This is a genomic window from Priestia sp. MDV22-iso46, from assembly GCF_058629175.1.
In genome coordinates this window covers 512,018-525,503 of sequence record NZ_JBZVWT010000001.1, presented here as the reverse complement: position 1 = coordinate 525,503, position 13,486 = coordinate 512,018, and the positions used below count along the sequence as shown (strand labels likewise).

Below are 13,486 nucleotides of genomic sequence, written 5' to 3'. Positions count from 1 at the left end.
AACCAGTATCTATTGCGGTTCCCATGTTAATAAACATTTGATAAAATGTCTTCAACCAGTTTAAAAGCAATTAACCCAACCACTTTAAAAACAGGAGTAAATGTATGAATCAAGAGAACAGTGCGAGTTATCCAAAATACAAGCAAATCATTGATTTTATGAAAGAGAAAATTGCGCGTGGAGAATGGCCGATTGGAAGTAAAATTCCTAGTCAGCGAAAGCTTGCTTCTATGTTCGATGTTAACCGAAGTACGGTCATCACGGCATTAGAGGAATTAACAGCGGACGGTTTAATTGAAGGTAAGATGGGAAAGGGAACAATCGTTATAAATAATACATGGACGCTTTTGGCTACGACTCCGCCCGATTGGAATGTTCATGTGAAATCAGGTATGCATCGTCCGAGTCAAGCAATGGTACAAGATATTAATGAATCCGAATTTAACTCAAACCTTATTCAATTAAGCAAAGGAGAGCTTTCACCTGACATATTCCCTAAAGATAAAATGAAATACGCTATGGAAAAAGTAGCAAAAAACATGGAGGTTCTGGGATACGAAGAACCAAAGGGGTATTTTCCTTTACGAAAAGAGTTAAGTGCGTATATGAAAACAATGGGGATTGAATCTTCTCCAGATTCTATTTTAATTGTTTCCGGCGCTCTTCAAGCTCTTCAGCTTATTTCAATTGGACTGCTGCAAAAGAACTCTTCGGTTTTGCTAGAAAAACCTTCTTATCTATACTCCTTACATGTATTTCAATCAGCTGGAATGAAACTCAAAGGTCTTTCTATGGATGAGGAAGGAATAAAAGTAACAGCTATAAAACGCGCCGACCCTCAAGAAGGGCAAGCTATTTTATATACAAATCCATGTTTCCATAACCCAACGGGAACATTAATGTCCCAAAAAAGGCGTTACGATTTGCTGAAAGAATGTGAGGAACATCAGCTTCCTGTTATTGAAGATGATTTATACCGCGAATTATGGCTAAATAAACAGCCTCCGTTGCCATTAAAAGCTTTAGATAAAAATGGACACGTGTTATATGTTAGCAGTCTTTCTAAAACATTAAGCCCGGGATTACGTATCGGATGGATAGTCGGCCCAGAACCAGTCATTGAGCGTTTGGCGGATATTAAAATGCAAACAGATTATGGATCCAGCTCATTGTCTCAAAGAGTGGCAGCAGAATGGTTTGAAAATGGCTTATATCAACTGCATATGGAAACGGTACGAACGGAATTGCGAACAAGAAGAAAAGTTATGCTGAATGCTTTAGAAACATATGCAGAAGATATAGCAACATGGACGAATCCTGAAGGAGGTTTTTTTATATGGGTGCATATTCAACCTTCTATTTCAATGAAATCTTTATACTCTCGTGCTTTAAAAAGAGGAATATTGCTTAATTCTGGGAGTATCTATGCACAAGAAACCGGCAGTTATCTTCGGCTTTCTTACGCCTATGCTTCTTTACCAGATATCGATAGAAGCATTAAAATTCTTGCTGAACTTATTCGGGAATTGCAAGTATAGTAAAAAAAGGAGTAGTGGATTACCCACTATTCCTTTTTATTTGTATCAAACTCTTCTTCCTATAAAAAACTCCAACTAACAGCTGACTATATATTACCGTCTATAAATACATGTTATTTTTTATGATAAAAATAAGTTAAGAAGACTTTTAATTTGCTTTCTGCACGTTTTACATGTAAATCGTGAATGGTTTTAACTACGTAATCATTATCAAACATTTTCAACACCTCAATTATTGTTAAATTTTCTTTTTGTTATAGTTTATGAAATAATCAGACGCATATCATCCGCCATCAGCTGTAACTTTGCGGTTCATCTTTTACAACTAAAGGCTGAAATTTACGCTCATGATTGAACGCACGAATAACAGGATATGCAAAAAAATGAAAAGTGTGCACGTTTTGTTTTAAAAAAGCTATATCTTTAAAAAAAGAAAATTGTCACACACATTTATGAATATGTATCTACTAAGTAAGAAGACTTTTTTAGTTGGTGGGATTGAAGGTGAAAAAGATGGATGAATTATTTAAAGATCTTGATGTGTACAGGACGCAAGAAGAAATGAAGCAGTATTTTGAACATACGCAGCAAATGATTCATCAAAACAGAGAATATATAAAATTAGCTCGACTTAAAAAAGGGCGTTTCAAAAAGTTTTTTGAAGAGTTTTATCCGCTTTATTGCTTCAGCCAATCTTCCTATTGTCCGAGGAATTCAAAATTGAAGCTTATTATTGGAAGTCAAGGATACGACGGATTAATTCTTCAGCCGGATGGTACTGAAAAACGAATTGAAATTACTTCTTACAAAGATGGGAAACTGGAATTTGAAGATGCACAGAGGGTGAATTCAGGAAATTTTGCTCTACCCCGTATCCAGACGGAAGGTTCTGTAGAAGAGTATATAGAAAAAGTGCTAGAAAACATCCAAAAAAAGAGCAAAAAAGATTACAGTGGAGCATCCATTCTATTTGTTGTACACACGTTTCATTATTTTGAAGCCTACGGAAAAAGTTCAGCTGCCTTTATTCGTACCTTAAAAAAAGAAATGAAGAATACTGATTTTCGAGCGGATGAAATTTATTTATTGGAATTAAATCAGCCAGAAAGTGAAAGTGTTAAGCAAAACATTCATTTCATTAAATAAGAAGACACGCTGTAGATGTTGAGGCGTGTCTTCTTTTCTGATAACAGAACTCTCTTAATACAGGTGGATAATTTTGAAAATTACAACAATTAAGTGCTATAATTCAAGTATGAATATGCATTCAGAGGAGGAAAATCAATGGATTTAGCTTATAGAGATAAAGCTTACGAATATGCCAAAAGATTCGAATCTAGCTATGACGATTATGATGAACGGTATAAGTTGCACAATAATCCGACGGTGTGGCGATTTATGCCGCTGTCTGATTTTCAAGATTTACTGGAAACCAATGCGCTTTTTTTCGCAAAACCTGATGCATTTTCGGACCCCCTTGAAGGATGCTCTTCAATGTGGAACATAGAAGAGTTAAGAAAAAAAGGCGAACGTCATAACCGTACCTCTAGAACCTATATAAGAAAAATCCATGAATTTTCTGCTGTTTCATCCTGGCATATCAATGATTACGAAGCCGCTGGAATGTGGGATCTATATTTAAAGGGGAATGATGGCGTAGCTATTAAAACCACCTATGAAAATTTATTGTGCAGTATTAAAGATTTACGCTATAAAATCTTCTCTGGCAAAGTGCAGTACATAGACTTCCAAAAAGAAATGGTCAGTCACTCTGTATATGACACGTTATTTTACAAGCGTAAATCCTATCAGCATGAAAATGAATTGAGGCTTGTTATTGTAGCAAGTCGTATACACGCTTGGAAACTGCAAAAGCTATTCGAAATTCAAGGTATTTCCGCAAATCAATGGCAAAAACGAATGGATATCCTTGAAAAAAGATCGTATGAGTTTTCTCATGAGCATGGTAACCTCCTTACATGTAATTTACATCAGCTTATCAATGAAATTTACGTGTCCCCAAGAAGCGCTCAAAGCTGTGTAGATGAAGTAAAAGCCCTTGCTAAAAAACACGGACTCGCTTATAAAAAGGTCACTCAGTCCGACTTGTATAGGGACTATATTTATTAAATGTTTATGTTATTTGAAAACAGGTAAATCAGTAGTAAAAGATGTTTTCAAGGAGGAATACTATCATGCCTTACAATTCATTAAAAGAACTGCCGGATGGAGTAAGAGATAATCTTCCTCATCACGCTCAGGAAATTTATAAAGAAGCATTCAATTCAGCAAGTGATGAATACCAAGAAGAAGCTACCGCTCACAAAGTTGCTTGGAACGCGGTGAAAACGAAGTACAAAAAAGATGATAATGACAACTGGGTGAAAAAATAGTGACAAAAGAGCCTAACCATAATGGAATTATTATTTTTTGAAAAAATCTCCCAATTAGGTTTCAATTATTTTTTCGAGGGTATACATTCTATGTAAGGCCAATACAAGAAAGGAGAGACTGTACACATGCATTGTTTTACAGCGACTTCAAGAAACGTATTGAGCACCTTAGAAGGAAGATTTGTTTTGATTACAAAAGGCACACTGGTAAACAATCGTTATACTAAGTGCTAGGCTGTCTAATTCAGACAGAATACTCGACTATTCAAACATAACATTCAGTATAAAAAGAAGATGCGTGCTAAGCGCATCTTCTTTTTTATTGACTCTATTTTCCCTCCCTTTTTGTACTTCGTCTTATTTTTACGCATAAAGTAATAAAAAGGAGGGGGTTATGCTGTTTGATTATGAACAGGAGTTAACGATTCACAGAAAAGATGCTACTCAAAAGACTGCAGCGACTAATGCTGAGACTTATAAAAACATAGACTGGGAACAAGTGAAAGTAGAACAAAATCTTGCGGATTACCAAGCTCTTGTGGGCGTACCTTTTCCTCTGATTTTCAAAAAAAATCAGCTGTATCCTGTATGGGATTTAAGAAAGTACGCTTTTTTATTTGAACAATCTACACCTGCTACTGTCCACCCTAAACTGTGGGAACAAGGAAAATTAAATGTACAAGCCGGCTTATATCAAGTAACTGAATATATCTTTCAAGTAAGAGGCTTTGATATGGCTAATATTACATTTGTTAAAGGGAAAACGGGATGGATTGTTATTGATTGCTTGACGTCAAAAGAAACAGCAGAAGAAGCACTTAAACTAGTAAACCAGCACTGCGGTAAACACTCTATCAAAGCCGTTATCTTCTCTCATTCGCATATAGACCATTACGGCGGAGTTCTAGGGATATTACCTGACTCAACACAAAATAAAAATAGTAAAGTTTATGCTCCTGCTGGGTTTATGGACGCAGTTATCGATGAAAACGTCACGGCGGCAACAGCAATGACACGAAGAAGTCAATACATGTACGGTATTCGACTGCGACGCGATGAAAAAGGCTTAATTGACAACGGTATCGGAAAAGAAATTTCGTTTGGAACAATTACGCTTATTAAAGGAATAGAAGAAATTCGCCCTTCCCAACATCATTCTTATGTAAGTAAAGAAATTGACGGCGTTTCATTTCAGTTTCAGCTTACGCCCGGAACGGAAGCGCCTGCTGAAATGAACATCTATATTCCTAGTGAAAAGTCTCTGTGTATTGCAGAAAACTGTACGGCCACTCAGCACAACCTCTATACGCTCAGAGGAGCAAAAGTAAGAGACGCAGCAGCATGGGCAAGATACTTGCAGCAAGCAATCGATTTATTTGGCCAAGAACTAACAACTGTATTTGGGGTACATAATTGGCCAAGGTTCGGAAACGAGTCGTGTATTACCTATATCGAAAATCAACGAGATGTTTATCAATATATTCATGATCAAACATTAAGGCTCATGAATCAAGGATATACCATTGATCACGTCGGCCGAATGATGAAGCTGCCAGAAAGCCTATCTCACGAGTGGTATACCAACGGTTTTTATGGAACGGTTAACCACAACGCAAAAGCGGTTTATCAGCGCTATATGGGCTGGTATAACAGCAATCCTGTAGATTTAAATAAACTGTTTCCTGAAGAGTCAGCTAAGAAGTATGTAGAGTATATGGGTGGAGCGGACAACATTGTCAAAAAAGCGCAGCGCTGTTTTCAACAAGGCGACTATCAATGGGTAGCTGAAGTGACCAAACAAGTTATTTATGCTGATCCTCACCATGTAAAGGCAAAACTTTTATGTGCAGACGCGCTTGAACAATTAGGGTATATAGCGGAATCTGGCCCTTGGCGAAATGAATATTTAACAGGAGCCAAAGAACTTCGTTTAGGTAATATACCGCTGCCTGCCAACATTATCACAAAAGAAGTATGGGATACACTTCCTTTAAAAAATATTTTAGAACTATTTAGCATTCGCGTAGATGGATTAAAGGTAGGTGCATGTAACTATCGTATATTGTTTGTAATACCAGATCGTAATGAAGTAGCTCTCACAGAACTTAAGCATGGAATCTTTAGGTATCTCGGAGATACGCGAAAGAAAGCTGAGGTGACGGTAACGATGTGGCAAGATACCTTATATCGACTCACAACTACAAATGATCACTCTTATAGCTCGGTCATATTTGTTCAAGGAGATAAATCAAAATGGGATTTCTTTTTGTCTTGTCAGGATTCTGTCGATCCAAACTTTAATATTGTGACACCTGTTTCTGAAAAATAGAGTATCTGATTACAGCTCAGAAAGCACATCGTTGACTTTTTGTTCAAAGCAGCTGTCGCATGTGAATATTTCTTTTTCTTGAAAAGATGTTAGCCTTTCTCCGCAGATGGAACAGCATTCTATACAGTGATTGTTTCGCTCTTGTTCTTTTCTTTCATTTAACATAGCACTTTCCTCCTTTGCAGTATAAATAGTTTGTCTTATTTCTTTAAGTATATACTAATATCAGCCTATGCAGGGAATATAAGGCTTGCTAATACAGATTATTTATAATATAAAAGCGTTGTTAAGCAGCAGAAATTGGCACAGGAATTGCATGTTAAATCGTTGAGAAAATTCAATGATTAATATGGGGTGAACAGAATGTCCATTACAAAAACAGCTAGTGAATTAAAAAAAGAACAGCAGCAAGAACAGGAATCACTTAATTTATTTTTATCTACTCAAACGGTTATTCAAGAAGCGCTTCAAAAGCTAGGCTATGGTGAAGAAGTATACCATTTATTGAAAGAACCGCTGCGCATGATGACGGTTCGCATTCCGGTTAAAATGGATAACGGATCGGTAAAAGTCTTCACCGGCTACCGCTCTCAGCATAATGATGCTGTCGGGCCTACTAAAGGAGGCGTACGCTTTCATCCTGAAGTAAATGAAGAGGAAGTGAAGGCATTATCTATTTGGATGAGCTTAAAATGCGGAATTGTCGACCTTCCGTACGGCGGCGGTAAAGGCGGAATTGTATGCGACCCAAGAAACATGTCTTTTGGTGAACTAGAACGACTCAGCCGCGGCTATGTAAGAGCCATCAGTCAAATAGTTGGGCCTACTAAAGATATTCCTGCACCGGATGTCTATACAAACTCTCAAATTATGGCGTGGATGATGGATGAATATAGCCGACTGCGTGAGTTCGATTCTCCTGGTTTTATTACCGGAAAACCTATCGTACTCGGAGGATCTCAAGGACGCGAAACTGCAACGGCTAAAGGAGTAACCATTTGTATAGAAGAAGCTGTTAAAAAGAAAAACCTTAACTTGCAAGAAGCGCGAATTATTATTCAAGGCTTCGGAAATGCCGGCAGTTTTCTCGCTAAGTTCATGCATGATGCAGGAGCAAAAGTAATTGGCATTTCAGATGCATACGGAGCTCTTTATGATCCGCTTGGTCTTGATATTGATTACCTGCTTGATCGACGCGACAGTTTTGGTACCGTAACGAATTTATTTACAAATGTAATGACAAACGAAGAACTATTAGAAAAAGAATGTGATATTTTAGTGCCCGCAGCCATTTCGAATCAAATTACGGTTCGCAACGCTCATCGCATTAAAGCTTCTATTGTAGTCGAAGCAGCGAACGGACCGACTACGCTTGAGGCCACGCGTATTTTAGATGAAAAAGGCGTGCTTTTAGTGCCAGATATTTTAGCGAGTGCTGGAGGTGTAACGGTTTCATACTTCGAATGGGTGCAAAATAATCAAGGCTACTACTGGTCTGAAGAGGAAGTAGCTTACAAATTACGCAAGGTAATGGTGGATTCATTTGAGACGATCTATCAAATCTCTCAAGAAAATGACGTAGATATGAGACTTGCTGCTTACATGGCAGGAATCAAAAAATCAGCTGAAGCTTCTCGTTTCCGCGGCTGGGTATAAGATGAAAAAACGATTTGGACTCTATGTTCCAAATCGTTTTTTATTTACCGGAACTGCCAAATAATTAAAAGAAAACCTGCTAAAAAAACAAACACGCTTAAAAAATTGGCATATTTATTTATCGCGACCTGAATGAGGGCAAAACAATTGACAGTGAGAATGATTTTCAATTATTCTATATATAAGATATATACATACCTATACTAATAAATTGAATGTAGAAAAGGAGACAAAAAGCATGAGCGTATTAGATATTATTAAAGCCAGAAGAACGATTGGGGCTATGCAAGACAAAGACGTATCAGAAAATGCTATTAACCTTATGTTAGAAGCCGGCACTTGGGCTCCTAACCATAAAAAGACAGAGCCTTGGAAGTTCCGAGTGTTTACAGGGGATTCACGCGTTCGTTTAGGAGACGAAATGGAACGTATTATGAAGCAAAAAACTGCTCACTTAAGTGAAGAAGAAGCGTTGAAAAAAACAACAAAAGCAAAAAAAGGACCGCTTCGCGCTCCTGTCATTATTGCTGTAGCAGTAAGTCCTTCTGGAAAAGTGCCTGAAATTGAAGAAATCTCTGCCGTAGCAGCAGGCATACAAAATATGCTATTAGTAGCGGAAGAACAAGGTTTGGCTACAATTTGGAGAACCGGTGAAATTGTCTATCAGACAGAACTGAATGACTTTTTATCTCTAGAAGAAGACGATAAGCTCTTAGGCTTAATTTACGTCGGACATCCTAATAAAGAAGCTTCATCAAAACGTATTCCATATCAAGATAAAACGATTTGGTATCGTTAAAAGGTTCTTTCTGTGTTTCTATAAATAAAAGGCAGCAGCTCATAAGTTGAGCTGCTGCCTTTTTTATTGTTTTTGAAAAGTAGCATTAAGTTGCGCTTTTATTAGCTTACCTGCAGCAGTTATTTTTAGTATCTTATGGAGAACTTCTCTGGTTTCCGTAACTACTAGTCAAAACAAAATAGGAATTGTCTGTGTTCAGTCTTCTTTTCGAAGACCAAAATAATAGGTACATGCCAAACCGAAGATAATGGGCGGCAAAAGAAAGACGATCATTTAACGGTCACCTTCCTTTCGGATGATTGAACGTCTACTTTCTGCATTGGGGTAGCAGTGTTGACAAAGAAGATGCCTTTTAACTTTGAATATTCCATCAATACTAATAGCAAGCTCATTGCAAGCAGCGGAACACACACCACTTTGGCAGGAATGTTGAAACAATAGTTAAGGACGGTGATGTTGGCAATAATGGGGAGAAAAATAATGTTCCCTAGTGTTGCGGTACGCGGAATCACCAATAAAAATGCAGCTAATAATTCGCCAGTGGCAATAAAATAGTTGTAGAAATCGGAATACCCAAAGAAATACCACGCCAGTTTCATAGCAGAATCTTTTGTTGAATCGAACACGAAATCACCTGTTATAAATTGTCCTGGGTAGATTTTGGCCATTCCATAAATAAGAAACGTAATGGCCATGGTCCACCTTAGGGTCGCAAGAATACTTAAACGAAATTTCTCTTTTGTTGATAAACGCATTGTTTTCCTCCATTTGTATGCTTAATCCAAAAATCGCATTTTAGTTTCAGGGGTTGGCAACATGCATGACGTTTGTTTTCCAAAACACTTATACCGATTACGTGCGATGAAACGATAGAGTGGGTTTCGAATGAATACGGGAACAACTCGGAAACACGCCATCAGTTGAATGAGCCCCCGAAGCCGGCGGACAATATGTAGGATGGCCGTAGACTCTGTGTAAAGATTCCCGTTCATAAGAAGAATGACCGATTGAAGTGGTGGATGCTCATAGTTATGCTGACTCAGCAAGGTTCCCGCAGTATCGGATTGAAGCGATGCAAAACGAAACAGAGCACGTAAATCCCGCTTGATGACAAATTGAACCCATCACACCATCAAATAGAATAATAGGATGGTGTGATGGGTTTAGGGGCATGACTTCTCTACCCTTCCTTTTTTATGAATTTTTACTAAAATAAGTATAATAGTTTACGTATTGGACTACAAGACATAAGGGTAAATATGGGAAAAATCTACGTGAATTTTAAAAAAAGAGGAGTCAAATACGACTCTTCTTTTTTCGTGTTTATTATACATAATTAAAACTTTTTTACCTGTTTTCTTCAAAATGTAAAACTATTCCTGTTTTGAAACGTACTAGATATAGTAGAAATTTACAAAAGGAGATGTGATAAAGGAGTTAACTACTTTGTTACTACAGAAAAAGAAACTTACTTCGAGGTGAAGACGTGAAAAATCAACATATTTTAGAGGTAAAAGATCTAACTAAAGTTTATAGAGGAGAGGGCTATGAAGTTACTGCACTAAATGATATATCCTTTCAGTTAAGGGGAGGTGAAATGGTTGCTGTTATGGGCACAAGTGGTTCAGGAAAAAGTACGCTGCTGAACATTTTAGGAGCACTCGATGAACCAACTAGTGGAACTATTAAATTAAAAGGAATGCTTTCAAAAGATATGTTCCAAGAACCTCAAGCTTCAGCGTACAGACGAGATAATATTGGATTTATCTTTCAATCATTCCACTTATTAAAGGATTTATCTGTAGAAGAAAACATAGCTCTGCCGCTCGTTTTAAAGGGACTTACATCGGATGTAATTGATTTAAAAGTAAATAACGTTGTTGAGCTCTTGGGCTTAACAGCTTGGAAAAAACACCGCCCTGTACAACTGTCAGGTGGACAACAGCAGCGCGTAGCTATAGGAAGGGCAATTATAACTGAACCACCTATTATTCTGGCAGACGAGCCTACAGGTAACCTTGATTTTAATACTTCCGAAGTCATACTAGACACACTGGTAACCACAAAAAACGAACTTAGCCAAAGCATACTTCTTGTTACTCACGACCCTAATGTAGCTACTTATGCAGATCGCGTTCTATTCTTTCATGATGGCTCTATTGTCGATAAATATATCTGTAGCGGAAATAGTGATTTAGATCATATACTAGAGAAGTTTAAGCTTATTACAAAAGTCGAGAGTCCTAAGATATGAAAACACTACGAGGTTTAGCTTTTCGTTTATTTAAGTCCAATAAATTTATAGTGTTTTCATCTATTGTAAGTATAGCTATTTCTACGATGCTTGTACTTAGTATGGTTTTATTCTCTTTTAATGCGCAGGACACATTAAAAAGTCAATTAAAACAAACTTACGGTGAGATGGATTTGTCCGTAGGGTTTGATATGGATCAAGGCAAAATTTTGACATCAACTTTAGTGGAAGAAATTCACCAGGATAAAATGGTAGATAAGGTATCAAAAGTATCTATTGCTCATTTGAATCTAAATAAACTAAATACCTCTGTCTATACAGTAGGTGTTGAAAACGATTATTTAGCTAAAAGTCGGTATCACTTTTCCAAACCTCTAAACAGCCGCTCTGTGGCAATGAATAAGAGCTTAGCCAAAGCTTTAAACATAAAAATTGGAGATAAAGTCCTTATTGAAAACAGAACATACACATTAGCAGAAACGGTAAAAGATTTATCCGCTACTGGAGTAGCACCGGATATGCTAATACTTAATCAAAAAAACGTAAAAGGCTATATTCAAGCAAAAGAAAAAAGCAGCGCAGAAGCAACTTATTTATTAATGAAGGCACACAAGAATGAGAGCGCCTTAAAGTTGGCCGATCGTATAAAATCTTATAGCAAGGACTTACGTATTGATATAGCTGAACAAGATGCAGGTGTGCAAAATAATTTACAATCCTTACATACATTTATTGTTGTTTTATCGGCATTAGTGTTAATTATCACGTCTCTTATTCTCATTTCAAACTTTGAGCTTTTGCTTTACAAGATGAGGAATCAGTTAGCCATTATGCGTTCAATAGGAGCCAGTGCTAAACAGATTAGCAAGATTATAACACTTCAAAGCACCATTATAAACACCGTAGGCACAGGTGTAGGATTTTTGTTAACCTTTTGCAGTCAAAGGTACTTATATAGCTGGTTAGGAAAAGTGTCGAAAATATCTTCCTCTCCATCTGACTTTAACGTAGGTACTGCCATTATCCTTACAGTTGTAATGTTTGTTATTATTCAATTCTTTTTACTCATTCCAGCTTATCGTAGTACAAAAGTATTGCCGCTAAAAACAATGCAGAAGAACGAGAAAATTAACTATGGTTTTTCAAAGACAAGAATAGTAGCTTTTAAGGTACTATTAGCACTGTCCTTATTTTTAGTTATAGGAAGCCAGGTATTTCCTACAAGAGGCACATACGGACCTGGGATGTTACTAATTACAGTTATTTTAGTCTTGCTTGCCTTTATACTAATCTTTCCTATCCTAGTGACTAAAGGATTAAAATGGTTTTTACCATATGGACAAAAAGTATTTGGCAAAGAATTTTATATTGCGGTTAAAAACCTAATTCCTCAAGTTAGAAAAAACACAATAATTATCTTAATAATATGCGGATTAATGATCATTACTGTATTTGGGTCAATTACATTTAGAACCATACAAATTAATGGACTAGCTCACTTAAAAAAAGAATATGTAATGCCCATTATTGTGGAAACTCGTTCTGACAACTTAAAGATAGATACCGAAGAACTGACTAAAAAGGTAGAAGAGTTACCAAATGTAAAGAGTGTTGGTAATATTAGTTCTCAAAGTACAGCTCGACTTCTAACGTCTGAAAACAACACAGGTGTTAATTACTCGGTAATCGATATTAAAAGGTTACAACAACAAGGTCTGTTAGAACAGTTTCCTTACAATAAAAAAACAACTTCAAATAACAGGGTTGTACTTTCAAAAAAGTTTGCTGAAAAGAATAACTTAAAATTAGGACAGACAATACATTTAGGATTATACGCCCAAGATCAAAACGGATTTTATATAGCAGAAAAAATAATACCTAAAGGCGATTATGTAATATCCGCTACACCTGACCACCTTCTTGACCATAACCAAGCATTTTTAGACTTAAAGAACAACTTTGAAGATTTAGAGTTCTATCGATTATATGTGGATTCAAAGAATGTAAAGGCCGCTGTAAAAGAAATTGAGGGCTTAAAAAGCCAGTATCCCGAATTAAAGGTAAGCAGCTATGATCAATCTGTTAAAGAAGCAAACGAAATGTTTTATCAGCGTTGGGGAATTTTTATAATTGTTATTGCCACATTGGTTGTTTCTACCATGGTAGGAGTATTTAATTCATTGGCAAATAATATTTATTCAAAACGAAAAGAATTTGCTGTTTTACGCGCGATGGGCATGACGCCAAAATCCATTCGTAAAGTCATTCTTTCACAGGTGAATTTATATATTACGATTGGAGTAATATGTGGAATTGTAATGGGACTTTTAGTGACATTAATTCTGCTATTAATGGATCCAGGGAAGTTTGTTATAGATTATAAAACAATTCTTTCTGTAGTAGTATCAATGCTTGTACAAGTCAAAAAATATCTGGACAAGATCTTTCTATAGAGCTTACTAATGATAATAAGTGACTTCTCATGTAGATATAGTAGAATATTATAATATTAATAAA

The 13,486-nt window shown here is 36.6% G+C and carries 12 protein-coding genes; 9 read left to right on the top strand and 3 right to left on the bottom strand.

Translation table 11 applies throughout. The features are described from left to right. Positions 1–104 precede the first annotated feature (104 nt). From pdxR to AC4NPH_RS02750, 5 genes are all read left to right on the top strand, one after another. Positions 105–1,538 (top strand): MocR-like pyridoxine biosynthesis transcription factor PdxR, encoded by a 1,434-nt coding sequence (pdxR, locus tag AC4NPH_RS02770; RefSeq protein WP_098196505.1) that lies wholly within the window; start codon positions 105–107, stop codon positions 1,536–1,538. 513 nt (positions 1,539–2,051) lie between these two features. Beyond that, positions 2,052–2,684 carry a hypothetical protein gene (locus AC4NPH_RS02765; protein ID WP_013057129.1) on the top strand — a complete coding sequence of 211 codons (633 nt, stop codon included), beginning with the start codon at positions 2,052–2,054 and terminating at the stop codon, positions 2,682–2,684. Between the two features lie 138 nt (positions 2,685–2,822). Then, positions 2,823–3,668 carry a DUF2971 domain-containing protein gene (locus AC4NPH_RS02760; RefSeq protein ID WP_013057130.1) on the top strand — a complete coding sequence of 282 codons (846 nt, stop codon included), beginning with the start codon at positions 2,823–2,825 and terminating at the stop codon, positions 3,666–3,668. A gap of 65 nt (positions 3,669–3,733) precedes the next feature. Beyond that, positions 3,734–3,931, top strand: a complete 198-nt coding sequence (locus AC4NPH_RS02755) for a ChaB family protein (RefSeq protein ID WP_013057131.1) — start codon at positions 3,734–3,736, stop codon at positions 3,929–3,931. Between the two features lie 394 nt (positions 3,932–4,325). Then, complete coding sequence (locus tag AC4NPH_RS02750; protein ID WP_098314952.1) at positions 4,326–6,260, top strand: alkyl/aryl-sulfatase; 1,935 nt, start codon at positions 4,326–4,328, stop codon at positions 6,258–6,260. Between the two features lie 9 nt (positions 6,261–6,269). Here AC4NPH_RS02750 and AC4NPH_RS02745 read toward each other — a convergent pair whose 3' ends face one another. Next, a complete protein-coding gene (locus AC4NPH_RS02745; protein WP_013057133.1) occupies positions 6,270–6,425 on the bottom strand; it encodes a hypothetical protein in 156 nt (51 codons plus the stop codon). 198 nt (positions 6,426–6,623) lie between these two features. Between AC4NPH_RS02745 and AC4NPH_RS02740 the strand changes: the two genes are divergently transcribed. Further along, positions 6,624–7,916 (top strand): Glu/Leu/Phe/Val family dehydrogenase, encoded by a 1,293-nt coding sequence (locus tag AC4NPH_RS02740; RefSeq protein ID WP_013057134.1) that lies wholly within the window; start codon positions 6,624–6,626, stop codon positions 7,914–7,916. Positions 7,917–8,154: 238 nt separating this feature from the next. After that, complete coding sequence (locus tag AC4NPH_RS02735) at positions 8,155–8,715, top strand: nitroreductase family protein (protein ID WP_098196507.1); 561 nt, start codon at positions 8,155–8,157, stop codon at positions 8,713–8,715. Between the two features lie 269 nt (positions 8,716–8,984). On the opposite strand, the gene AC4NPH_RS02730 is transcribed toward AC4NPH_RS02735, so the two are convergent. Beyond that, positions 8,985–9,470 carry a hypothetical protein gene (locus AC4NPH_RS02730; RefSeq protein WP_098196508.1) on the bottom strand — a complete coding sequence of 162 codons (486 nt, stop codon included), beginning with the start codon at positions 9,468–9,470 and terminating at the stop codon, positions 8,985–8,987. A 21-nt stretch (positions 9,471–9,491) separates the two neighbouring features. After that, positions 9,492–9,803, bottom strand: a complete 312-nt coding sequence (locus tag AC4NPH_RS02725; RefSeq protein WP_328230518.1) for a thiol-disulfide oxidoreductase DCC family protein — start codon at positions 9,801–9,803, stop codon at positions 9,492–9,494. Positions 9,804–10,201: 398 nt separating this feature from the next. Here AC4NPH_RS02725 and AC4NPH_RS02720 point away from each other — a divergent pair, with 398 nt between their 5' ends. Together AC4NPH_RS02720 and AC4NPH_RS02715 are read left to right on the top strand one after the other, a co-directional pair. Further along, entirely contained in the window at positions 10,202–10,969 is a 768-nt protein-coding gene (locus AC4NPH_RS02720; RefSeq protein ID WP_013057137.1) for an ABC transporter ATP-binding protein, read from the top strand. After that, positions 10,966–13,422, top strand: coding sequence for an FtsX-like permease family protein (locus AC4NPH_RS02715; protein ID WP_255286320.1), 2,457 nt, complete (start codon positions 10,966–10,968; stop codon positions 13,420–13,422). Before AC4NPH_RS02720 ends, AC4NPH_RS02715 begins: the two co-directional genes overlap by 4 nt. Positions 13,423–13,486 lie beyond the last annotated feature (64 nt).